An 18,707-nucleotide genomic window follows, 5' to 3' on the forward strand; every position below is an offset into this window, starting at 1 on the left:
CTTCGAGGCCTTATTAAGTTGCAAAAACTTAAAAGGGTTTCGACTGTTTAATGGTTGTCTGGTGGTTTACTACATCCCCGCCCTAAAGGACGAGGCTTTCAAAAGAAAAAAGTAAATCTCCCTGCTGATGTAGTTCTCAATTTCCCCAGAAACAAGAGCCTTTAGAATCCTCCACGAAGGAGAACGTCTTGGATTTTTCGACTTCAAGGCACTAACAAGAATCGACGTATCAAGAACCACCCTAATTTTAGCCTTGGCCATTCAAATCACTCCAAGGCGTTTTAGCTTCGCCTCAATCCTCTCGAACTTTCTCAAATCCTCTCTAGCTTTGAGTAGAAGGTCCTCCACACTCCCCTTAAGCTCGCCAGAGCTCTCAGCCTCTTTAACTGCAATCTCAAATAACCCCTCGGGAGGAACGTCCTCAGTCATTCTCTCAAATTCCTTCAGCTTTTCTTCCCATTCCTCCCTTCTCTTCATCTCATTGAAGAACCACACTATATCCTCCGGCCTCTCGTGAATCTTTCTCGCGAGCTGAACAATCCACTCACCCAACGCCTCCTGCGTCTCCCTCCTCTGGAAAAGCTTTATCACCCTCTCCACATCGGACGCCATAACTTTCCCTCATCCCACTCTCTACGGCAAATTATAAAACCCTAACGCCAGCCACACAACCACCACGAGACCATAGAGATAACCGATCAAAAACTCCACCACATCACCAAGCGTCGCCACAGGATCCTCAGGCTCCCTAACCTCATAGGCCGTGAAAACCACGAGAACCAGCAGGCTCCAACCCAGCAAAAAAGCACTCAAAAACCCAAGGACCACATGGAAGATGGAATTCCGATCATCAAAAAGCTGACCTCCTCCCCGCCCTAAAGGGCGAGGCTTTCAAAAGAAAAATGTAAACCCTCGCCAAGACCATCACCCAAAATGCCTCGTCCTCCTAATCACCAGCTCCCTCTTAATGATTCTCGTCTTATTCGGCGGAATGAACTCGATCAAATCATGCTCTCTCAACCTATTGTTCAACTCCGAAAAGCCGGGAACCATACGGTTCAAGTAAATGATGTCATTCGGCACGTAGTGCTGGAAAATAAAATGCCGCTGCGCCTGGCGGAAGAGCAACTTCGGGAAATCAGCAATGGACTGCGTTATGGCCACCGTGTATAACTTTCCATCCCTTCCCTCTCTAAACAACTGCTCCAGCTCCTTCCCCGGCCTCCTTGAAGAAGGATTATAGCGGTGAGCCTCCTCCACCACGACAATCCTGTCCCTGTCCCGCCTGAAGATCTCGTCCAGCAGAGGCTTGTAGTACTGGTCGACCAGACCATCCACACCAATCCTGTTGATAGTCCCCCTCGTCGGGACCACCAGCACCTGGTCGAAGTCGAGGAGCTTACGCCAGTTGTACCGCTTCCCCACGATAACCTTGAGCAACCTAACACCCTTCAACTGCACGAGGCCGATGTGGTTCTTCACCTTAGTATCAAGAACGATGAACCGCCTCCCCCTCTCCCACGCCTGCTCAACCAGCCAGCCAGCGAAGTAACTCTTCCCGCTCCCAGTGTTCCCGTAAATGAGGTCAATCAACCAAGACGGAATATCAACGTCCAGAATCGCCAAGGTATCACCTCCAGAAAAAGAGATTAAGAGCCAAGGTTCTTCCGAATCTTAGCCAGAAGCTCACTCTCAGGCCTCTCAGGCTCCTTGGGTTTGGCCTTCTCACGCAAAGCCTCCATCTCAGTCTTCACAGGCCTCTCCTCTTTCTTAGTCTCGCTCGAAAGTTCCTTCGCCGAGGTCCCCGGCGAAAGTTCCTTCGACCCCTGGCCTTTCCCGCTAGCCTTAACCTTCTTCCCCTTCACCGCGTTCTTATACATCCACGTCAGGAACAACAGGGACCCAGCGCCGACCAGGAGGCCAAACTTCCCGCTCACCTGAAGGACCTGACCCTCAACCTTCTCCATGTACCAGAGGCCGGAGTTAAGGCTCGGCCGGCCAATCTCCCACCAGATGGAAAAGTCCACATCCACCCCGGCCTCCTTCACCTTCCTCTCAAGAGTTTTCACGTAATAGTTAGCTAAAACCGTAAGCTGGTGGTCCTTCTCCGCAAACTCATCCAGCCTCGCGTTGAACTCTTCTTCACTCATCAGACCAGGACGCTCGGCAACCTCCTCAACCTCGGCCTCCTCGTTGAGTAACTCCTCAACCTCCTCAAGGTCATTATCCACATCCTCGACCAGGGAAGTGATGTCCTTCTCGTCCAGGACGACCTCTTGACTGACTTCCTCACTCATCACCAATCACCTTGAAGCTCGCCACCAGCCTCAGCTTCCTCTCCTTCCCAAGCTCGAGGACCAGCGAATTCTTCTCGGCAACATGCTTCACCCTCGCCTTGCCGAGGAGAGTCATGACGGCATCCTGAAAGTCCCCACTCTCAGGAGGCTCAACGTCCGTCTCGTTCAAGGCCTCCAGCAGGGAATCAACCCACTCGCTGAGCCTCTTCACCTTCACGGCCATAACCGGGTTAGCCATTGCCATAGCAAGCCTCGCCTTATCAAACACCCTCAACCCCTCCCGAGGTTCTTCTCAATCTTCCCGAGAACAGGACTCCTAACGATCGGCTTTTTCTCCTTCCCCTCAGGCTCCGGCATGTCCTTAACCACACCGAGACGCTTCAACTGCCTGAACATTTCATCGAACCAGCCAATGTGATAGAGGTAGTAGGCAAACGCCAAGCCGGCCAGGACCGCGTAAGCCTTCCACCCCAGTTTAGGAAGCTTAAGCTTTAACGGCTTCTTCTGCTTAGGTTCCTGCTTCGGCGCCGGCTTCACCTTTTCACCCTTCACCTTCTCACCCAACTTTTCACCCGATTTCACCCGGGTGATTTTGGGTGAATCACCCTTTTTCACCGGGTGATTCTCGGTGATTTTGGGTGAATCACCAGATTTCACCAAATTTCCCCCGTTTTCACCCGGTGATTCACCGTTTTTCACCCCTTCACCGGGGGAAACTTCACCCGATTTCACCGATTTTCCCCCAGTTTCACCCTCCTTCAACCCCGCAGCCTCTACCTTTTCTCCACTCTCCTGCCTTCTCTTCCCCAAAATCTTCTCCTGCTCCTCCTCGGGAAGCTTCAGAAACTCCTCATAGGGAACAACTCTCTTGGACTTGCACACGGAACACTGAGGCTTCTTGGCCTTGCTCCAGAACTTGTTCCCACAACGAAGGCAGACGTAAAGCTTCCTCCCGCTCGCATCCTCCACCAATCTCACCACCCTTCAACCGGTCTCGCAAGAGAACTTCCTCAATCACCAATTTTCACCCTTCACCATTTAAGCACTAAAGCAGAAAACGGGTGAAAACGGGGGAAACCGGGTGAACTCACAGCCACCTCAAAGCTTCCTGAGGATGTTAAACATGGTCTTTGGCTTCACAATCTCAAGGCCAGAATTCCGAATTAACTCGTAAACGTCCCTTTTCCTGCTCAGGTTCAAAAGGTCGGAATCCATAGTGACCAGAAACTCAACCCCGTTCTTCATCGCCAGGGAAACTATGTACGCATCCTGGGTCTTCAGGCCACCCCTGCCGAGGAGGTACATCAGGTTGTAATAATCCTCGGGAGCCTCAACCTCGCACGGGAGCTTGGTAAACTTCTGCTCGATTACGCTAACGGCGTTCAAAGCGTCGAGTATCAACCCCTCAAGCTCCTCCCAGTTCGGGAGATACCGCTGATAATACCTCTGGAAATATATAGGGGATACTCCCTCAAGCCACATGGAATTGTAGACAAAATCCTCCACCAGAACGTTCATCAACTCGACCAGAATTATATCCGTGTAAAAGACCTCAACACGCTCCAGAACCTCCTCCCTAAGGATGTACTCCATGAACTCATACGACTGAGCTCTCTTTCCATACGCTTCCAGTATCTTCCTCTCAAACTCCTGATCGTCCCCGATGGAGGACTTGAGAATAATCCACTGTCCGAGGACGTTGGTATCAACCAGAATCCTCATGGAACCACCCGAAGCACCTTCCTCCAGACGTTCACCTTCCTCTTGGAGCTTGACGGCTCAATACGCACGACCTTCCAGGACCCGTCGGAGTAGTACTCCACAACCAGCGTCCTGTTGTCAATCGTCTTAACCCTCTCCGTCCTGACCACTTTCTTCTCCATTCCCCTCACCACAAAATGTTATGAGCAGGAGAAAATAAAACTTTCCTCAATCACAACCACCTCACGAGCGTCTTCTCTTCACCTGGCTAAGCACATCCTCCCCAATAACCCATGCAATCGCGGACTCCACCTTCTCGATGGCCTCATCCAACAACTCCACAGACCTCTTAAACCCCTCCCTCTCAGCTTCCTGCCTAACCTCCTCCAGCTCACGCTTGGCTTTCTCCAACCGCTTCTCCAAAGGCTCCATCACACTCACCTCCTCCTGAGACGGTAAAAGCCAGACTTGGACTGCTCAACCATATTCACCCGCTCCATATCCTCCAAAAGAAGCAAAACCTCACTCCGCTCGATTCCGTACTGCCTAGCCTCCTCGATTATGTCATTGATGTGAACACCCTCCCCACGCTCATCAAGACCCTCGTAGTACTTCAAAATGCTCCAGAGCTTGTCCACCATCCTCTTCTTCTCCTCAGTCCAGATGACCCCCGCAAGTCCCTTCATCACCTCTTCCTTCTCCTCCTCATCAGATGAGCCAGCAAGGCGCGTAATCATCTCATCAAACAGTTCCTTCGCCGCGAGAAAATCAGCGAGAGTAGCCTTCTCACGGAGGTGCATCCTCGCATGAGCCTCAGTCAGCCTGATAATCGCCTCCATCGCCCTCGGAGCGGCAGAACCCATTGTCTTTGCGAGAGCGACCATATACTCCTTCATAGTCTCTCTCAAGGCAGGAGGCAATGACACGCGAGGAATCTCACGCCTCGCATAAGCAATGAACTTAGTGAGCGTCTCAGAATCATACGGAGGCTCAATCTCGCCGACATGCTTATCCAAAACCGCATCCGCAATCCTCTCAAGCGTGGCCTCATCCTCGTCCTTGAAAACCGGAATGATTAGGTCAAAGCGGCTGTAAAACGGCTGGTCGAACAGGCGCTTAAGCTCATCAAACGGCCTGTAATTGTGCCGGTCAAACTCACCCCCCGGCGGATTAGCCGCCGCAACAACCACAGCCCTCGCCATAAGCCTCGTGTTAAAACCCGCCTTATTGTACGGGAACCACCCCTGCTCAAGAGCATCCAGCATCTTGTCATAATCCTCCTCCCTCATCTTGTCCAGCTCATCCAAAGCCGCAACGCCACGGTCCGCGAGAACAAGAACACCAGCCCTGAGGACCCTGACCCCATCCATCGTATCAATCGCCGCCGTAAGACCTACTCCGGAACTGTGCGTTCCCGTTGAATGGACCCCACCAGGTGCAATCTGAGCCGCATGCCGGATAATCTCGGACTTACCAGTCCCCGCATCACCGAAGAGAAGCACGTGAGAACGCTTCCTCACGTGCGTCCCGGCAATGTCATAATCCTCCCCGCTGAAAAGCGCCAGCAAAACCGCCTTCTTCTCCACTTCCCTGCCAGTGATAGCTGGTGCAAGGGAGCGAATGAGCTTCGAATCAAACTCCTTGTCCTGAACCATTTCCCTGAACTTCCTCACATCCTCAGGAGTTATCTCAAGGTCCTCAACGTCCTTCGTCAGCTTCGTGAGGGAATTGGCCTCAAGCACCCACCCGAGAGCAGGCTTCCCGTTCTTCTTCCTCATAACCCCCCGGACAATCCCCGTGATGAGGACCTCATCACCAGGGTTCACATCCATCCTGGCGTTGTCATCAAGAAGAATCACCCTCACATAAGAAGCCGTTCCGGCAGCGTGGAGAGCATCCGAGGGGTCCTGGACAAAAATCTCCCTCATGTCCACGATAGTACTCTTCTCAATGTCAAGCTCAATGTTCCTGGAACCACAAGCATCGCACTTCTGCGGGACGATGAAGTTCTCATACGGCCTCTGAAGCCTTGTCATCTCGTTGCCGCAGTCCTTGCAGACGAAGACGGCCTTCTCAATGAACCCCTTCACACCATTGCTCTTCTCACCCTCAGCAATGGCCGAAACAACACCCCTCACCTGGACGAGCCGACCAATATGCTCACTCCTAAGCCTCCGCGGACTCAACGTCCCAGGCAAATTCACAAAACGAACATGAATCTCTGGAGAGTTCTCCTCAAACAACTGCTCCCTAAGGACAATCTTCACAGCATCCTCCGCCGCAGAAATCACAGCCTCAGGCTCACTAAGAAGCCTCTCAGCAAGAGTCGGGTTAATTGCATTGAGGACATTCCAATCCACCCTCAAACCCCTGCTTTCGTCGAGCGTCAGCAGGTCCCTAAGCTGGTCAATGAAAACATACCTGCCCTCATCATCCACGTAACTGCTGAAGAAATCCACGAACGCCTTGATTAACTCCTCCTCATCGGCCTTCTTGAGTTCTTCCTCCTTCTGGAGAACCTCTTGCTCTTTAGCCAGCACCAAGTATTTGTCCCAAATCAGTTCCTTCGTCTTCTCCATCAGGCGATAGTATCTGACCCCAGTAATGGCATCCTTCCTCTTATAGACCATGGAAGAGTTATTCACCGCAACCATTGCCATCTTGAGAGAATTGTGAGAAAGTTGTTGGCCGAGCAGTTTCTCAGACCACTGGAGTGTCAGCTCTTTCAGTTCCTGTGCTGATAACTCATCATGAGTCAGGAGGACGTAGAATGGAACAACCTTATACGGCCTGTCTATCGTGTCTATAATTTCTCTGATTGCCTTAAGAAGCAATGAAATGTTTTCTTTTCCAGCATTTTCGTCCGAGTTTTTGGAAGTTCCACCTGTTGGATACTTGGATATTTCAGAGGAGAAAGTATCCAAAGGGTTTTGGATACTCTTGGATACTTGGATATTTTTAGTATCCATATCCAAGTCTTTGTTGGTGGGGACATTTGTCCCACCAACCTTGTGTATATACTCCTCCAGTTCGGCGATGGGGACTGTGTCGTCTTCGTCATACCCGAGTGCCTTAGCAACATTGATGAGTGAGTTTGGCAGGGTCTTCACTTCCACCTCGGTCTTCCCCTTCTCCTTCAGCATGTGGATTATTCCTAAAGCGAACTGGACGTTTATCTCGCTCATCTCAACCACCTCCGTCTCGCGGGGAAGAAAAGAAAGGGTCACGGGTTCTCACCTTGCACAGCTCTCATCAGGCGGGTTATTTCGTGGCGGTAATTGCTCGCGGTGTGGGACTGCTCGCGCAGGTACTTCAACAACAGCTCGTCGCTCCCGAACACCATCGTGTCGTCGTATTCCCAGAGGAGAGTGTTCTCGTTGAACCTGTACCTGATAACAAGCCACTCCGTCAATTCTCCTCCCTCCATGTCTCTCTGAGGAGCAGTCCAATAGGCAAACCGAGGAAGATGCCGAAGAGGAAGCCTATCATGAAGAGTATTGGGTTCATGCCATCACCTCCATTTCCTCAGGCATTCGTCCATCACCTTTATTGGCTTTAGAAGAGCCTTTTCGATAGCCTCAACTGCTCCGGGAGCCTCTTTTTCAATCAGAATCCCCAGCAAAAGGCCGAGGCCAAACTTTTTGAGGTCGTCCGCCATTCTCTCACCTCCCCACCAGCTCGCGGATGAACCTCACCATTCCCCTCGGGGAGTAGCGTTTCGCCTTCTCCAGTGGAAGGAGAACTATCTTCCTCCCGTCGGCCAGCTCGCGCCTTATGGCGAGGCCTCTCTCGACCTTCCAGACGAGCCATTTCGTCCTGGTCTTCACGATGTAGTATGCTGGAGCGCCGATGTAGCTGGAGAAGTCTTCGAGGAAAGTAAATTGAGGCTCGTCGAACATTGCATAACCGTCGCTCTCCTGGAGCTGGTACCTGCTCTTGACCTCGAGGATGGCCGCGGGTAGGCCGGTCTTGAAGTCCCACAGAATCAAATCGATGTCAAAGAGGCCGAGCCTGGTGAGGCCGTATTCTTTCTTTGCTTCTTCGAGCAGGTCGGAGAATTCTTCGTGAGCGTCGAAGCCGTGGAGCTGGTTGATGATGGCCGAGACGGTTCTGCGCCTGAGTCTTCTCAGTTCCCTGCTGGTTGTGATGAGGTTTCGCCTGTCGCCGTCGGTCATGCATCTCCCTCCTCTTCTCCTTGAGAGTCGAAGATTTCTTCGCTCAGGTCCTCGGCGAAAGAATCTTCGTCTTCTGGCAGATCCCCAAGGAATTCCCTAAGCTCTTGGGGATCGACAAAGTACTCGTCAATTTCCCCGAAGTCCTCCCAGTCGAAAGAATCTTCGCTCCCGATCTCGCTCGAAAGTTCTTTCGTTGAGGACCTCGGCGAAAGTTCCTTCGACTCTTGGCCGAGCCACCTCAGGAACTCAACGATGGTCTCTCCCTTCGCCTTGCTGACCTCAAAGGTTTTCTTCTCGCTCCCATAGTTCAGGTGAACCTCATACCTGTGAGTCTTGGAGTTGTAGTAGAATGAGATCGCTTCTATGGCGGAGGAGTCAATGTCAAACCCCGGACAATCGCCGTAAACGTGGATCATGTTATCATTCCTCCTTAATGAGTTCCAAGTGAACCTTTTCTACACGCTTCCAAGCTACGGCCTCTGCTTCCTCTAGGGGATATCCTTCCTCCAAGAGCTGAATGATAATCCTGTTTGCTAACCGTTCCTCAAAATCTTCGAGAGGCTCAGGCTCCCACCAGCTCATGCTATCACCACCGCGGTCGGGAAGGTTTCCCTTGCAAGCCTAATGGAATCAGCCGGCACATTGAGCACCAGCTTAATCTTTCCTCCCTCAACTGCAATATTCACAACTTCAACACCGAGTATGGTGCGCAATGCTTCAACCCGCTTCAATGCGTCCCTGAACCCAACCAAGTCCTCTAAGTCATAATAATCCACCAGCAGCGCCATCATCATCACCCCTCAAGAGTAGCCTGCCGCAACTCCTCAAGCAGCTCGCGCTTCTCCCCTTTCTCCTCCTTCCCCACAAGCTCCTTGAGATAGGCAATCTCATAACTCCAGAACTCGCGCTTTTCCTCCGGAGCTTTTTCAAGAGCCTCTAAGAGGCTCTCTGGCGAGACCGAGAACCCGTAATTCTTCCGGTTTGGATGCTCATCGCTGAGGAACTTAACGAGCTCCTCAAAACTCTCGAACTTCTCTGTCTTCCCGCTCTTCTTGAAGTTGCTGAAGAACACTGTAAGCTCTTTGGCCGAGTACCCAGTTTTCCTTTTATATTTCCTTATTACCCAGTAAGAATCAGCCTCATGCCTTTTGAAGCCGAGGCCGCTCGCGAGAACCCATATTACGTTTATCTCCTCGCTCATTCTCCAACCCTCCCGTAAAACCTGCGGACTGAGAAGTCCGAAAAAGGAAAGCTCTGCTTGACGATGAAGCGCGCCATTCTCTCGGCCTCTTCCCGCGTTTTGGCCTTGATTATGATGTCCCTCCTCTCGCCGTGGTGGTTGATCCTCACGCGCCAGGCTTTCATTACTGGTGGCCTGCCTCGCTTCCTCATGGTCTCACCCTCCTTTTGTTGGTGCGAGGCCTCTTAGGGTGTAGAGCAGAATTCGGGTGAAAGCGGGTGAACCCGGTCGCTGGCAGTATGTCCCGGTAGAACTCTGCCGGGTAGAAACTCCCGTCCTCCTCAAGCACCCACTCGACATCCTCAAGCCTCCTCAGAGCCTCCTCCAACGAAAGCTCCCGAAGCTCAAACACAGACACAACACGCATGGTCTGCCACCTCATCAAATTCTGCAAAAATGATTTTATCATAAAATCATAAAAACGTTGTTGTCAGAAAATTGGATTTGTGATTATGATAATAACAATTTCTTGATTTTATGATAATATGGTAGAAATGGAAATTGTCAGAAATGCAAAAGCCTATAAATTCTAATTTCGGATTATTATTTGGTGATGTAGATGGGACGGGGGAGAAAAACCGCTAAAATAACAGGAGATACGGAGTTCATTGTGATGGTTGGAAGGGACGGCCATATAACAATTCCCAAGGAGCTGAGAGAGGAACTGGGGATAGGGAGAGGAAGCATTGTTAAGCTAAAGATCGTGAAGGTCATTGAAACCTGAATTGCCAAAAAGGCAAAGTCCTCGCGTAAGGCTTGACTCCTCGCGTGGGGTTCTTTATTTTCCTTTGGCGAGGAGGTAGCCGGCGAGTGCTCCGAGGAGGAAGAGGACGAGGAGTTTTAAGTCTTCGTCGGTTTGGTCGTCGTTTTTGATGTAATAGCGGAGCTCTTCTACTTCTTGGGGGGTTAGGCCTGTCATCCCGTATTTTTCGAACTTTTTGAGGAGTTCTTTATACCTTTTCCTCTCTTCTGGGGTTAGGCTCATAGTTTTCACCTCCGGTTTTTATGGTGAGGTACATATCAAATTTTCCCTGGAGGTATTTGATGTCGCCTTTGAGTCCTGCTATGTCTCCGCGTAGGTTGGAGAGTTCGGTTTTAATTTCTCTGAATGTGGTGTCTATTCTGGCTAAGTTGTCGTCTATTCTCTTGTTTATCTGAGAAAGATTACTGTCTAATCTCTTATCCATCTGGGTGAGGGTATTGTCTATTCGCTTATCTATTTGAGCGAGGTTGCTGTCTATTCTTCTGATTTCTTTTTCGCTGAGGTATTTGCCGATTTTCCATGAGGCTCCCGCGGAGGCTCCGATTATGGTCAGTAGGAGGAGGATGAACTGGGTTGTTGTGAACTGGATGATGTTTCCTTCTGGCATGCCATCACCATATAATTATTGATGTCTTCTTAGAAAAGGATTGGGGTCTGTTCCTGTGGAGTGAGGCCTGACTCCTCGCGTGGGGGTTTCTTTTTTCCCGTTAGGTTTTTGTGTCAATCCTCTTAATTGAGGATTGTCATTTTTGCATGTTTTATGGGGACTATTTGGTCGTCTTGTTAGCGGAGTGTCAGCTGTTTTGGGGATAGTCTTTTATGGTGTTTATCTCAGGATTTTCATGGGGAGAGCAATGGGGAGGAAGAAGAAAGCTCGTGCAATGCCTTCGGTTGTTCACCCAACTGTCCCCGGAATGGGTGTGGTTACTATCCAGAGGACTACTCAGGTTGAAATAGTTATCTCTGGTCCTCGGCCGTCTCCGGAGGAGGTGGATAAGTTGATTAGTGAGAAGACTCTCCCCCCTGAGGATGCTCTTGAGTTCTATGAGGCTCTAGCTGAGGATGTTCGTAAGTTGTATGGGACTGATGACCCTGATGAGCTGGAGAGACTTGCCAAGGAGAGCGAGGATTTGTGGCTTGAGGAGCACGTTTGGGATTTGAGGATGTATCATGCTCTCAAGGGATGAGCGATGGATTCAGTGTTTGAGGTTCATTCTCGACCGTTGAAGTCTGATGAGGCAGTTTCTTCTTGGATTTCCGGGAAGATTAGGGATATTATTGCGGATGTTGAAATGTTCAAGAGGAGTGGGGTTGTTCAGGACTACCTGATTCTTAGTATCAATCCTGGATTGGATGTTAGAGGTGTTCTCAGGGATGGGACTGTGTTTGCCTTAAGGGTTGGATTTCAGGTGGAGGAAGTGAGTTCTGGGATTATGGTGTTTTGTGATGTGGGTTTTTCTTGGATTTCTCCTCATGAGAAGACGCGTAGAGTGCTGAGAAATGTGAAGGATTTGAAAAAGGAGTTTCGGTCTGTTAAGTTTAACCGAGCGTTTTCTGAGGATCAAGGTGCCTCTATTCTTGTCAGGTGGGATAATAAGCCGTATCATCCTGAGAGTTCTACGTGGCCGTTTCACAAGCATTTTGGAGGTAATAAAGTTCCTGCCAGTGCTTCTCAGGAGCAGTCTATTGCTGGGTTTTTGGAGTTTGTTAAGAATCATCTAGGCAAATAATCATTTTCCTTACGGAGACTTGTTAGATTTCGTCATCTGTCGTTCTTGGTCGAGGGACCTGCTGCCGAGCTGCTGCGGGACCTGGACAAAAAGAAGGCACGAGAAGGCTTTTTTAGTGCACATAATAGAGCGTTACGGCGGGTGTCGAGTGCCGGCTGTTCAATTCGCAAGGCTTTTTAGGTAAAAATTTATAAAGTCTCGTGGGTGTTTTCGTCATGGTAAAATCGAGTGGTGTGTCCGGACACTCCCATGCGGGGGAGCAGGAGCTGGCCGGAGCGCGGAAGCGGAGGAGGCCTAGGCGCCTTTCACCGCGTCTGCACATTACGCTACCTGCGGAGGTGTACAGGAAGGCCAAGGAGCGCTGGGATAACGTGAGCCAAATCGTGGCGAAGCTCCTTGAGGTGGCTTTGTCTGAGGATTTGACGGTCGAGGAGGTCGTGACGGCTGTAACGCTCCTCCGTGAGGGAGTGTTGGTTGTTGGGAAGCGCCGGGGTAGCCTAGCCTGGGAAGGCGCGGGACTCGAGATCCCGTGGGCTCTGCCCACCAGGGTTCAAATCCCTGCCCCGGCGCCAACTGCCGAGCCCTTTCACAGCTTTTCGGGCGGTTCTCATGGGGCGAAGGGTGGAAGGCAACCCACTGGTTAGGAGAATGCGCTCGATTGAGAGGAGGTACCACTGTGGAAGATTGGACCCAAGAAAACCCTTTGTAATTCGCCTTGACGGCAGGTCTTTCTCCCGCTGGACTGGGGGCCTTGAAAAACCCTTCGACATGAGGCTCGTAAACATCTTCATTGAAACGACAAAGGCCCTTTTCCGGGAACTTGACAATTTGAGGTTTGCCTACGGGCAGAGTGATGAGGTTTCATTACTATTCTTCCCCCTACACCCGAACAGCCAACCGATATTTGGTGGCAAGGTATACAAGGTGCTCTCGTTGAGCGCCTCAATCTTCACGGCGACCTTCAACAGGTTCCTCCCCCAATACATCCCAGAGAAGAGTGAGCCCGCGAACTTTGACTCCAGGGTGATTCAGTTCGAAACTGTCGGCGACGTAAGGGATTACTTCCTCTGGCGCTGGAAGGACGCAGTGAGGAACTCGAAGAACAGTTTTGCGAGGCTCTATCTCTCACCAAAGGAAATGGCCGGCAAGACCTCTGGAGAGCTTGTAGAGATTGCAAGGGCCAGGGGTGGCGAGTGGGAGGCCCTTCCGCTGAGAACCCGTTACGGCTGGGCCCTCTACGCCGACTACTCCTCCGGTAAACTCCGGATTGTGGAGGTCAGCACGTATCCTTTTGAAAGAGTTGAGGGGAAGGTACGGGAGAGCCTCGGATTCCTCCCCTGATTCGCTCACGTGGTCACATACGCCCCATCCTTCTCCACTATCAGGGTGTGCTCGAACTGAGCCACCATGCCGCCGCGGACTTCCCGCAGGACGGGATAGCCGTACACCGCCCCGACCTTTTCGAGCTGGTTGAGGGCGAGCTTGAGCTGCCCTTCCGCCAGGAAACCCTGAAGCCAGCGGTAGGCGAAGGGCAGCGTCTTGTAGTTCTTCTTTATGTGGATGAGGAGCCTCCTCGCGTGGACGTTTCTGACCGGCCTGTCCCTGACGTACATGAAGATCAAAGTAGGAGGGACTTCCACAACGTGCCCCGCCCCGGTCGTTGCGAAGGGCTCTATCGCAAAGACGTCGCCCTCCTTGAGCTCGTAGGTGTCGGCCTGGCGGTAGACGTTGGGTATGCTGACCCCGGCGTGGAGCTTGTAGCGCTCGATCTTGTGGCCGCTGAGGTTGACTATCGGGTTGAAGCCCTTCCCCCTTATCGTCTCCTCTATGGCCCTTGCCACCTCCCTGACCGTTACACCGGCCCTGATCGTTGCTATTGCGTTTTCAAGGGCCTCCTTAGCGGCCCCCATCAGCTCATCCTCACCCATTCCGACCCTGAAGGTCACGGCTGTGTCGGCTATGTAGCCGTCGACGTGGGCGCCGAGGTCTACCTTCAGGTAGTCCCCCTCCTTCAGCACGGTCTCATCGCCCCTGTAGGGAGTGTAGTGGGCCGCCTGCTCGTTTACGGATAGGTTACAGGGAAAGGCTGGCTTCCCGCCCAACTCCACGATCCTTCTTTCAACGAACTCCGCTATATCGTACAGCTTTGCTCCGGGCTTTATCATCCGGGCCACTTCTTCCTTGACCTTCCTCGTTATCTCCCCCGCTTTGATGAGTGCCTCGATTCCTTCCATTTCAAGCACCGGCGCATTTTAGGGCCCCCAAACATTAAACCCTTTCGGTTCGAAAGGCTTTTATCGGCTCACTCCACTATATGCCGGGGAGCCGATGTTTGAGCTCAGGAAGTACATAAACCTCGCAGAGGATCTGTTCGTCGTACGAAACCTGATAGGTTCTCTGTTAGTCGGCTTTGGATTGGCCTACCTGATACCGGTTCTCCTCGTCTGGGTGTACCCTAACGAGGTCTCGTACGTCCCTTACTTCATCGGGCCAGGCTTTTTCAGTGTGCTCCTCGGTTACTGGCTCTCAAGGCACCAGTCGAGAATAGAGGACGTAAACCTGAGGCAGGCCATGATATCAGCAGCTTTCATCTGGCTCTCGGCCTCCTTCTTCAGCGTCGTTCCCTTCATGGAGATAGCCCACATGAGCCTCGTTGACTCGTACTTCGAGAGCATGAGCGCCTGGACCGGTACGGGCCTGACGATGATGAGCCACCTCGAAACCTATCCCAAGATACTCCTCTTCTGGCGCGCCTGGATGCAGTGGCTCGGCGGCATAGGCATAGTTCTCGTCGCCCTCACCGTCCTCATCCGCCCTGGGGTTGCCGCGGCGAGGCTCTACAAAGCGGAGGCGAGGAGCGAAAGGATCCTGCCGAACCTCGCGAACACCGCCCGCGTGATCTTCGAGATATACTTCGCCCTGACCCTGCTCGGGGCGTACCTCTACTACGTGAACGGAATGGGACCCTTCGATGCCCTCACCCATTCGATGACCGGCCTCGGAACCGGCGGTATGAGCACCCACGATGCCAGCATAGGCTACTTCCACAGCATGAGCATCGAGGCTGTAACGGTGTTCCTCATGATAATGGGCGCCGTGAACTTCACGGTTCACTACCGGGTCTTCAGGGACAGGAGGATCAAACCCTTCTTCGATGACGTCCAGGTCAGGTACATGTTCCTCTTCCTCATTCCCGCCATAGCCCTCGTGGCCTACGGCCTGATCCAGGTCGGGGACAGCGTGGCCGACTCCTTCAGGCAGGCGGTCTTCCACTCGGTCTCGGCGATAACCTGCACGGGCTTTGACATAACCAACCTCTCAAAGTACCCTGAGCTCTCCAAACTAATCTTAGGACTTCTCATGGTGGTGGGTGGAGGAGCCGGGAGCACTGCGGGAGGAATCAAGCTCATCCGATTTACCCTCATGTACCAGAGCCTCAAGTGGACTGTTCAGCAGTCCCTCCTTCCAAAGGGGGCCATCATAAGGAGGAAGGTGGGGAACTACATCTTTACCACGGAGGACCTCCAGGAGGTGAGCGGCTTCACCATCACATACCTGGCGTTCCTCCTCGCCGGGACGCTCTACATAATGCTCCGGGTGGGCGCGCCATTTGTGGACGCCTTCTTCGAGGCGGCCTCGGCTCAGGGCAACGTTGGGCTGAGCGTTGGCATAACCTCCCCTGCCCTGCCCGTTGACGTTAAGCTCCTCCTAATTTTCCTGATGTGGGTTGGACGGCTGGAGATATTCTCGGTCCTGGTCTTCCTCGTTAGCGTTGCTGTGATCTTTCGGAAGCTCGCCGAGTGACTCCTTGAGTATCTGACCCAGGCTGATGCCCTCGCCCGTGAGCTTCGCCCTAACGTCGCTGAGCTTCATGAGGAGCTCGATCTTGGCGTACCTGTTCTCTATCCGCTTCGCGTTCTCGATGGCTAACTCAATGAAGCCCAGGGCCCTTTCTCTGTCCCTTTCGGCCTCTATAAGGGCCAGCCTGTAAAAGGTGACCGCCCTGTGGAAGGGATCCTCTATGTAGTCCAGGGCCTTCAAGGCCTTCTCCTCGTCGCCCCTTAGGTAGAAGTATTCAGCCACTTTTCCGAGCAGGTAGTCAACCTTCTTCCTGTCCTTGACGAGGGAGAAAGCGTGGGCGGCCTTCTCAAGGATGCCGAACTTTATAAGCTCCTCAAGGATCTCGATTAGAACGTCCTCCCCGGCAGCATAGGCTAGGTTTATCGATGACTTAAGCGCGATGTCCCCGTTGAAGTCGTCTTCAATCCTGTAGTACAGAACGGCCACCTTCCCCAGGAGGAGGGCCCTGTACCTCCATGTGGATATCCCGTTTATGATGGGGATGAGCTCCCTGAGGTAGCTGGAGACCTCCTCCGGAGTCAGCTCCTCGAAGTAATCCATCAGGGATCTCAATACCATCTGAACCCCGAGAAAAACGTTCTCCTCCTTTTCGAGATGATCGAGGAGGTCTATCGCGACTGGGAACTCCCCGCTGGAAGCGGCCTCCTCGATGCCCTCCAGTCTCTCGAGGTCGGATCCACCTTCTCCCGGGGCTCTGCTGGTGCCGAAGAGCTCATCAAGCCTTCCCATTTCCTGCCTCCCTGAGGAGCAGCTCAAGGTAAGAGCGTCTCTCAAACCTCCTGACGCCGAGGGACAGAAGAACCGAGCGCAGCTTTTCCACGAGTTCCGGTACCTCACTCTCGTCCTCAACAAGGCTCTCTATCTCGATGAACTTTCCAAGCCCCTCGATATCGTCCAAGGTTACAACGACTCCTTTTTCAACGAAGTACTTCTCCCTCCTCTTCACGACCCTGAGGACTTCGGTAAAGCCGAGCTTTTTGAGTATCCGAGCATGCACATCCGGTTCGGTGAGCTCAACCTCAATCTCCTCCCGCGTTTTCGATTCCTCATCGAGCTTGGGCCCCTTATAAGTCATGAAGGCTTCAAAGTGCCCGTCGAAGCGCTTCACCCTTATCCTCAGGGCCTCGTCGGTTTTGGAGAAGTCCCTGCAGGGATGCCTGTAGTAGACGTCCTCGTGCAGCTCCCGCCTCAGGAATTCGTACCTCCGCCTGACCCGGTTGAAGATTTCGTCGTCGGCGTAACCCTTAAGTTCGACCTCTATCATTTCAACACCCCCAGTGCTTTGGAGAGCTTTCCCTCGCAGGCCCGGCAGTAGAGCGGCCCCTTAAAGTCCGTGTCGAGGATGGAGTTCGAGAAATGCATGACGCACCTCGGATTGGGACAGTGTCCGAGGCCGAAGAGATGCCCGAGCTCGTGCATGGCCTCCTTCACGGCCCTCTCCTTTAAAAGCCCGTCATCCGGCCGTCCGCCGTAAAACTCAGGCCTCAGGCGATGGACTGAGACAACAGCGGCCTTAAGAGAGGGGTTTGCGAGGCCAAAGATGAAGTTCAGGCCCTCCTCGTAGAGGTCCGCCTCCGTGATGCCGAGAACGGCCCTTGCCCCAGTCCTTTCCCCGAGCCTAAAGAGAGTTGGCAGGAAGGCCCTCCCGAGGTACTGGCCCCGGAGAAGGTTGAAAGCACTGGAGAAAGGCTCCAAGGGGATCTCGGGGAGGATCTTCACCCCCATCCCGAACCTTGAGTAATATCCTTTGACGAAGTCCGCGACGGCCTTGACGAGCTCCCCCTTCACCCCGCCTATGGGGACGACGGCTATCATCGGCATCGGCTAAAATTAGGGGAGGGGGCCAATAAAGTTTTCGAGAGAAATCACGGAATCAGGTCCATCGGCTTAAGCTCCTCAAGGAAGTGCTTGGCGAGCTTTACGGTGAGGTCGATGTCCCTCAAATCGGCCGTTTCGACCTGGCTGTGCATGTAGCGTATCGGGATGCTGAGCACAGCGGTTGCGACACCATCGCGGTTTATCTGCATTATGTTTGCATCGGTTCCGGTCGGCCTCGGTGAAGCCTCGACCTGGAGGGGTATCTCGTACTTCTTAGCGACTTCATCGGCGAAGGCCCTTAGCTTGGGGTTGATGTTCGGTCCAACGTCCATGACCGGTCCGCCGCCGAGCTTCGGGACGATCTTGCCCTTATCGCCGACCTGCTTGGCGAAGGTGACGTCCATCGCTATGCCGATCTCTGGTTCAATCGAGTAGCTCGCAACCCTCGCCCCCCTGAGTCCAACCTCCTCCTGGACGCTGCCGACGAAATAGATGTCGGCCTCGTGGCCCTCAAGGGCCTTCGCGGCCTCTATCATTGCGTAGAGGCAGACGCGGTCGTCGAGGTAAGGGGTAGCTATGCGGTTCTCGTTGAGCCGGACGAAAGCTGGAGCGAATTCACCGACGGTGCCGACGCGGAAGCCGAGCTCCTCAGCCTCTTCCTTACCCTCGGCACCGACATCAACGACTATGGTGTCCCAGTCCGCTGCCTTCTTCCTGTCCTCGGGCTTCTGAATGTGGGGCGGTATGTGGCCGACGACACCGAAGCGCTCGCCCTTCTCGGTGAAGAACCTTATCCTCTGGGCGACGAGGCTCCTCGGATCTACTCCCCCAACCGGGACGACGTGGAGGTAGCCATCCTCATCAATGTGGTTAACCATGACGCCGATCTTGTCCATGTGAGCGGCTATCATCACCTTCGGCCCGCCCCCCTCCTTGTGGGCTATGACGTTGCCGAGCCTGTCGATTTTTACCTCGTCCACCACCGGCTTCAGTTCTCCGATGACCACATCCCTTATCCCGAGGAACTCATAGCCCGAAACCCCGGGTGCCTCAACGACCTTCTTAAGCAGTTCAAGGTTCACCATGGCCTCCGCCTCCATTTAAATTTCCATCTGAATGTTG

The 18,707-nt window shown here is 52.9% G+C and carries 32 protein-coding genes and 1 tRNA gene; 6 read left to right on the forward strand and 27 right to left on the reverse strand.

Annotated elements, in window-relative coordinates; all coding sequences use genetic code 11:
- Window positions 1–69 precede the first annotated feature (69 nt).
- The 20 genes from MVB78_RS08445 to MVB78_RS08540 all read right to left on the reverse strand — a co-directional run bounded on the left by MVB78_RS08445 (window position 70) and on the right by MVB78_RS08540 (window position 9,780).
- Entirely contained in the window at window positions 70–261 is a 192-nt protein-coding gene (locus MVB78_RS08445) for a PIN domain-containing protein (RefSeq protein WP_297490285.1), read from the reverse strand.
- On the reverse strand, window positions 262–612 hold the full coding sequence (locus tag MVB78_RS08450; RefSeq protein WP_297490287.1) for a hypothetical protein: 351 nt from the start codon (window positions 610–612) through the stop codon (window positions 262–264).
- 21 nt (window positions 613–633) lie between these two features.
- Window positions 634–828 (reverse strand): hypothetical protein, encoded by a 195-nt coding sequence (locus MVB78_RS08455; protein WP_297490289.1) that lies wholly within the window; start codon window positions 826–828, stop codon window positions 634–636.
- Between the two features lie 96 nt (window positions 829–924).
- Window positions 925–1,626, reverse strand: a complete 702-nt coding sequence (locus MVB78_RS08460; RefSeq protein WP_297490291.1) for an ATPase — start codon at window positions 1,624–1,626, stop codon at window positions 925–927.
- A 23-nt stretch (window positions 1,627–1,649) separates the two neighbouring features.
- Window positions 1,650–2,297, reverse strand: a complete 648-nt coding sequence (locus tag MVB78_RS08465) for a hypothetical protein (protein WP_297490293.1) — start codon at window positions 2,295–2,297, stop codon at window positions 1,650–1,652.
- Window positions 2,290–2,565, reverse strand: coding sequence for a hypothetical protein (locus MVB78_RS08470; protein WP_297490383.1), 276 nt, complete (start codon window positions 2,563–2,565; stop codon window positions 2,290–2,292). Before MVB78_RS08470 ends, MVB78_RS08465 begins: the two co-directional genes overlap by 8 nt.
- 2 nt (window positions 2,566–2,567) lie before the next feature.
- On the reverse strand, window positions 2,568–3,275 hold the full coding sequence (locus MVB78_RS08475; RefSeq protein WP_297490295.1) for a hypothetical protein: 708 nt from the start codon (window positions 3,273–3,275) through the stop codon (window positions 2,568–2,570).
- A 120-nt stretch (window positions 3,276–3,395) separates the two neighbouring features.
- On the reverse strand, window positions 3,396–4,019 hold the full coding sequence (locus tag MVB78_RS08480; protein WP_297490296.1) for a PIN domain-containing protein: 624 nt from the start codon (window positions 4,017–4,019) through the stop codon (window positions 3,396–3,398).
- Entirely contained in the window at window positions 4,016–4,189 is a 174-nt protein-coding gene (locus tag MVB78_RS08485; protein ID WP_297490300.1) for a hypothetical protein, read from the reverse strand. The genes MVB78_RS08480 and MVB78_RS08485 overlap by 4 nt, the downstream gene beginning before the upstream one ends.
- Window positions 4,190–4,241: 52 nt before the next feature.
- On the reverse strand, window positions 4,242–4,430 hold the full coding sequence (locus tag MVB78_RS08490) for a hypothetical protein (RefSeq protein WP_297490302.1): 189 nt from the start codon (window positions 4,428–4,430) through the stop codon (window positions 4,242–4,244).
- Window positions 4,431–4,435: 5 nt separating this feature from the next.
- On the reverse strand, window positions 4,436–7,183 hold the full coding sequence (locus MVB78_RS08495; RefSeq protein WP_297490304.1) for a minichromosome maintenance protein MCM: 2,748 nt from the start codon (window positions 7,181–7,183) through the stop codon (window positions 4,436–4,438).
- A 38-nt stretch (window positions 7,184–7,221) separates the two neighbouring features.
- Complete coding sequence (locus MVB78_RS08500; protein ID WP_297490306.1) at window positions 7,222–7,410, reverse strand: hypothetical protein; 189 nt, start codon at window positions 7,408–7,410, stop codon at window positions 7,222–7,224.
- A gap of 99 nt (window positions 7,411–7,509) precedes the next feature.
- Window positions 7,510–7,656 carry a hypothetical protein gene (locus MVB78_RS08505; RefSeq protein WP_297490308.1) on the reverse strand — a complete coding sequence of 49 codons (147 nt, stop codon included), beginning with the start codon at window positions 7,654–7,656 and terminating at the stop codon, window positions 7,510–7,512.
- A 4-nt stretch (window positions 7,657–7,660) separates the two neighbouring features.
- A complete protein-coding gene (locus MVB78_RS08510; protein ID WP_297490310.1) occupies window positions 7,661–8,173 on the reverse strand; it encodes a hypothetical protein in 513 nt (170 codons plus the stop codon).
- Complete coding sequence (locus MVB78_RS08515) at window positions 8,170–8,589, reverse strand: hypothetical protein (RefSeq protein WP_297490312.1); 420 nt, start codon at window positions 8,587–8,589, stop codon at window positions 8,170–8,172. Before MVB78_RS08515 ends, MVB78_RS08510 begins: the two co-directional genes overlap by 4 nt.
- Before the next feature lie 4 nt (window positions 8,590–8,593).
- The gene (locus MVB78_RS08520; RefSeq protein ID WP_297490314.1) at window positions 8,594–8,755 is read right to left on the reverse strand and encodes a hypothetical protein; all 162 of its coding nucleotides are present in this window, start codon (window positions 8,753–8,755) and stop codon (window positions 8,594–8,596) included.
- Entirely contained in the window at window positions 8,752–8,967 is a 216-nt protein-coding gene (locus MVB78_RS08525) for a hypothetical protein (RefSeq protein ID WP_297490316.1), read from the reverse strand. The genes MVB78_RS08520 and MVB78_RS08525 overlap by 4 nt, the downstream gene beginning before the upstream one ends.
- Entirely contained in the window at window positions 8,967–9,374 is a 408-nt protein-coding gene (locus MVB78_RS08530) for a hypothetical protein (protein ID WP_297490318.1), read from the reverse strand. Before MVB78_RS08530 ends, MVB78_RS08525 begins: the two co-directional genes overlap by 1 nt.
- The gene (locus MVB78_RS08535; protein ID WP_297490320.1) at window positions 9,371–9,565 is read right to left on the reverse strand and encodes a hypothetical protein; all 195 of its coding nucleotides are present in this window, start codon (window positions 9,563–9,565) and stop codon (window positions 9,371–9,373) included. The genes MVB78_RS08530 and MVB78_RS08535 overlap by 4 nt, the downstream gene beginning before the upstream one ends.
- On the reverse strand, window positions 9,562–9,780 hold the full coding sequence (locus tag MVB78_RS08540) for a hypothetical protein (RefSeq protein WP_297490322.1): 219 nt from the start codon (window positions 9,778–9,780) through the stop codon (window positions 9,562–9,564). Before MVB78_RS08540 ends, MVB78_RS08535 begins: the two co-directional genes overlap by 4 nt.
- Before the next feature lie 192 nt (window positions 9,781–9,972).
- On the opposite strand from MVB78_RS08540, the gene MVB78_RS08545 reads away from it, so the two are divergent.
- Window positions 9,973–10,137: an AbrB/MazE/SpoVT family DNA-binding domain-containing protein gene (locus MVB78_RS08545; protein WP_297490323.1), complete on the forward strand. Its 165-nt coding sequence runs from the start codon at window positions 9,973–9,975 to the stop codon at window positions 10,135–10,137.
- Window positions 10,138–10,191: 54 nt separating this feature from the next.
- Here MVB78_RS08545 and MVB78_RS08550 read toward each other — a convergent pair whose 3' ends face one another.
- Both MVB78_RS08550 and MVB78_RS08555 read right to left on the reverse strand, forming a co-directional pair.
- Window positions 10,192–10,398, reverse strand: coding sequence for a hypothetical protein (locus tag MVB78_RS08550; protein WP_297490325.1), 207 nt, complete (start codon window positions 10,396–10,398; stop codon window positions 10,192–10,194).
- On the reverse strand, window positions 10,364–10,783 hold the full coding sequence (locus MVB78_RS08555; RefSeq protein ID WP_297490327.1) for a hypothetical protein: 420 nt from the start codon (window positions 10,781–10,783) through the stop codon (window positions 10,364–10,366). Before MVB78_RS08555 ends, MVB78_RS08550 begins: the two co-directional genes overlap by 35 nt.
- A gap of 235 nt (window positions 10,784–11,018) precedes the next feature.
- Here MVB78_RS08555 and MVB78_RS08560 point away from each other — a divergent pair, with 235 nt between their 5' ends.
- The 4 genes from MVB78_RS08560 (at window position 11,019) to MVB78_RS08575 (ending at window position 13,247) form a co-directional block, all read left to right on the forward strand.
- Window positions 11,019–11,363 (forward strand): hypothetical protein, encoded by a 345-nt coding sequence (locus tag MVB78_RS08560; RefSeq protein WP_297490329.1) that lies wholly within the window; start codon window positions 11,019–11,021, stop codon window positions 11,361–11,363.
- A 36-nt stretch (window positions 11,364–11,399) separates the two neighbouring features.
- On the forward strand, window positions 11,400–11,906 hold the full coding sequence (locus MVB78_RS08565; protein ID WP_297490331.1) for a DUF6516 family protein: 507 nt from the start codon (window positions 11,400–11,402) through the stop codon (window positions 11,904–11,906).
- Window positions 11,907–12,392: 486 nt separating this feature from the next.
- Window positions 12,393–12,478, forward strand: a tRNA-Ser gene (locus tag MVB78_RS08570).
- Between the two features lie 37 nt (window positions 12,479–12,515).
- On the forward strand, window positions 12,516–13,247 hold the full coding sequence (locus MVB78_RS08575; RefSeq protein WP_297490333.1) for a tRNA(His) guanylyltransferase Thg1 family protein: 732 nt from the start codon (window positions 12,516–12,518) through the stop codon (window positions 13,245–13,247).
- Window positions 13,248–13,252: 5 nt separating this feature from the next.
- On the opposite strand, the gene map is transcribed toward MVB78_RS08575, so the two are convergent.
- Complete coding sequence (gene map, locus MVB78_RS08580) at window positions 13,253–14,140, reverse strand: type II methionyl aminopeptidase (RefSeq protein WP_297490385.1); 888 nt, start codon at window positions 14,138–14,140, stop codon at window positions 13,253–13,255.
- 94 nt (window positions 14,141–14,234) lie between these two features.
- Between map and MVB78_RS08585 the strand changes: the two genes are divergently transcribed.
- A complete protein-coding gene (locus tag MVB78_RS08585) occupies window positions 14,235–15,710 on the forward strand; it encodes a TrkH family potassium uptake protein (RefSeq protein ID WP_297490335.1) in 1,476 nt (491 codons plus the stop codon).
- Here MVB78_RS08585 and MVB78_RS08590 read toward each other — a convergent pair.
- Genes MVB78_RS08590 through MVB78_RS08605 form a run of 4 tightly spaced genes read right to left on the reverse strand, consistent with a single transcriptional unit; the run spans window position 15,615 to window position 18,670 of the window.
- Entirely contained in the window at window positions 15,615–16,496 is an 882-nt protein-coding gene (locus MVB78_RS08590; RefSeq protein WP_297490337.1) for a hypothetical protein, read from the reverse strand. The genes MVB78_RS08585 and MVB78_RS08590 overlap by 96 nt on opposite strands.
- Window positions 16,483–17,031, reverse strand: a complete 549-nt coding sequence (gene cyaB, locus MVB78_RS08595) for a class IV adenylate cyclase (protein ID WP_297490339.1) — start codon at window positions 17,029–17,031, stop codon at window positions 16,483–16,485. Before cyaB ends, MVB78_RS08590 begins: the two co-directional genes overlap by 14 nt.
- A complete protein-coding gene (locus MVB78_RS08600) occupies window positions 17,028–17,582 on the reverse strand; it encodes an archaemetzincin family Zn-dependent metalloprotease (protein ID WP_297490387.1) in 555 nt (184 codons plus the stop codon). Before MVB78_RS08600 ends, cyaB begins: the two co-directional genes overlap by 4 nt.
- A 50-nt stretch (window positions 17,583–17,632) precedes the next feature.
- Window positions 17,633–18,670: a lysyl aminopeptidase gene (locus tag MVB78_RS08605; RefSeq protein WP_297490341.1), complete on the reverse strand. Its 1,038-nt coding sequence runs from the start codon at window positions 18,668–18,670 to the stop codon at window positions 17,633–17,635.
- Between the last annotated feature and the right edge of the window lie 37 nt (window positions 18,671–18,707).

The organism is Thermococcus sp. (assembly GCF_026991495.1).
Classification (GTDB): domain Archaea; phylum Methanobacteriota_B; class Thermococci; order Thermococcales; family Thermococcaceae; genus Thermococcus.

Bases quoted from the DNA above. Each gene is read 5' to 3' on its own strand.
- MVB78_RS08600 (WP_297490387.1), bottom strand. From the start codon at position 17,582: ATGATAGCCGTCGTCCCCATAGGCGGGGTGAAGGGGGAGCTCGTCAAG.
- MVB78_RS08520 (WP_297490314.1), bottom strand. From the start codon at position 8,755: ATGAGCTGGTGGGAGCCTGAGCCTCTCGAAGATTTTGAGGAACGGTTA.
- MVB78_RS08560 (WP_297490329.1), top strand. From the start codon at position 11,019: ATGGGGAGAGCAATGGGGAGGAAGAAGAAAGCTCGTGCAATGCCTTCG.
- MVB78_RS08550 (WP_297490325.1), bottom strand. From the start codon at position 10,398: ATGAGCCTAACCCCAGAAGAGAGGAAAAGGTATAAAGAACTCCTCAAA.
- MVB78_RS08515 (WP_297490312.1), bottom strand. From the start codon at position 8,589: ATGATCCACGTTTACGGCGATTGTCCGGGGTTTGACATTGACTCCTCC.
- MVB78_RS08445 (WP_297490285.1), bottom strand. From the start codon at position 261: ATGGCCAAGGCTAAAATTAGGGTGGTTCTTGATACGTCGATTCTTGTT.
- MVB78_RS08540 (WP_297490322.1), bottom strand. From the start codon at position 9,780: ATGCGTGTTGTGTCTGTGTTTGAGCTTCGGGAGCTTTCGTTGGAGGAG.
- MVB78_RS08465 (WP_297490293.1), bottom strand. From the start codon at position 2,297: ATGAGTGAGGAAGTCAGTCAAGAGGTCGTCCTGGACGAGAAGGACATC.
- MVB78_RS08450 (WP_297490287.1), bottom strand. From the start codon at position 612: ATGGCGTCCGATGTGGAGAGGGTGATAAAGCTTTTCCAGAGGAGGGAG.
- MVB78_RS08545 (WP_297490323.1), top strand. From the start codon at position 9,973: ATGGGACGGGGGAGAAAAACCGCTAAAATAACAGGAGATACGGAGTTC.
- MVB78_RS08530 (WP_297490318.1), bottom strand. From the start codon at position 9,374: ATGAGCGAGGAGATAAACGTAATATGGGTTCTCGCGAGCGGCCTCGGC.
- MVB78_RS08480 (WP_297490296.1), bottom strand. From the start codon at position 4,019: ATGAGGATTCTGGTTGATACCAACGTCCTCGGACAGTGGATTATTCTC.
- MVB78_RS08575 (WP_297490333.1), top strand. From the start codon at position 12,516: ATGGGGCGAAGGGTGGAAGGCAACCCACTGGTTAGGAGAATGCGCTCG.
- cyaB (WP_297490339.1), bottom strand. From the start codon at position 17,031: ATGATAGAGGTCGAACTTAAGGGTTACGCCGACGACGAAATCTTCAAC.
- MVB78_RS08510 (WP_297490310.1), bottom strand. From the start codon at position 8,173: ATGACCGACGGCGACAGGCGAAACCTCATCACAACCAGCAGGGAACTG.
- MVB78_RS08490 (WP_297490302.1), bottom strand. From the start codon at position 4,430: ATGGAGCCTTTGGAGAAGCGGTTGGAGAAAGCCAAGCGTGAGCTGGAG.
- MVB78_RS08605 (WP_297490341.1), bottom strand. From the start codon at position 18,670: ATGGTGAACCTTGAACTGCTTAAGAAGGTCGTTGAGGCACCCGGGGTT.
- MVB78_RS08590 (WP_297490337.1), bottom strand. From the start codon at position 16,496: ATGGGAAGGCTTGATGAGCTCTTCGGCACCAGCAGAGCCCCGGGAGAA.
- MVB78_RS08555 (WP_297490327.1), bottom strand. From the start codon at position 10,783: ATGCCAGAAGGAAACATCATCCAGTTCACAACAACCCAGTTCATCCTC.
- map (WP_297490385.1), bottom strand. From the start codon at position 14,140: ATGGAAGGAATCGAGGCACTCATCAAAGCGGGGGAGATAACGAGGAAG.
- MVB78_RS08585 (WP_297490335.1), top strand. From the start codon at position 14,235: ATGTTTGAGCTCAGGAAGTACATAAACCTCGCAGAGGATCTGTTCGTC.
- MVB78_RS08505 (WP_297490308.1), bottom strand. From the start codon at position 7,656: ATGGCGGACGACCTCAAAAAGTTTGGCCTCGGCCTTTTGCTGGGGATT.
- MVB78_RS08525 (WP_297490316.1), bottom strand. From the start codon at position 8,967: ATGATGATGGCGCTGCTGGTGGATTATTATGACTTAGAGGACTTGGTT.
- MVB78_RS08535 (WP_297490320.1), bottom strand. From the start codon at position 9,565: ATGAGGAAGCGAGGCAGGCCACCAGTAATGAAAGCCTGGCGCGTGAGG.
- MVB78_RS08495 (WP_297490304.1), bottom strand. From the start codon at position 7,183: ATGAGCGAGATAAACGTCCAGTTCGCTTTAGGAATAATCCACATGCTG.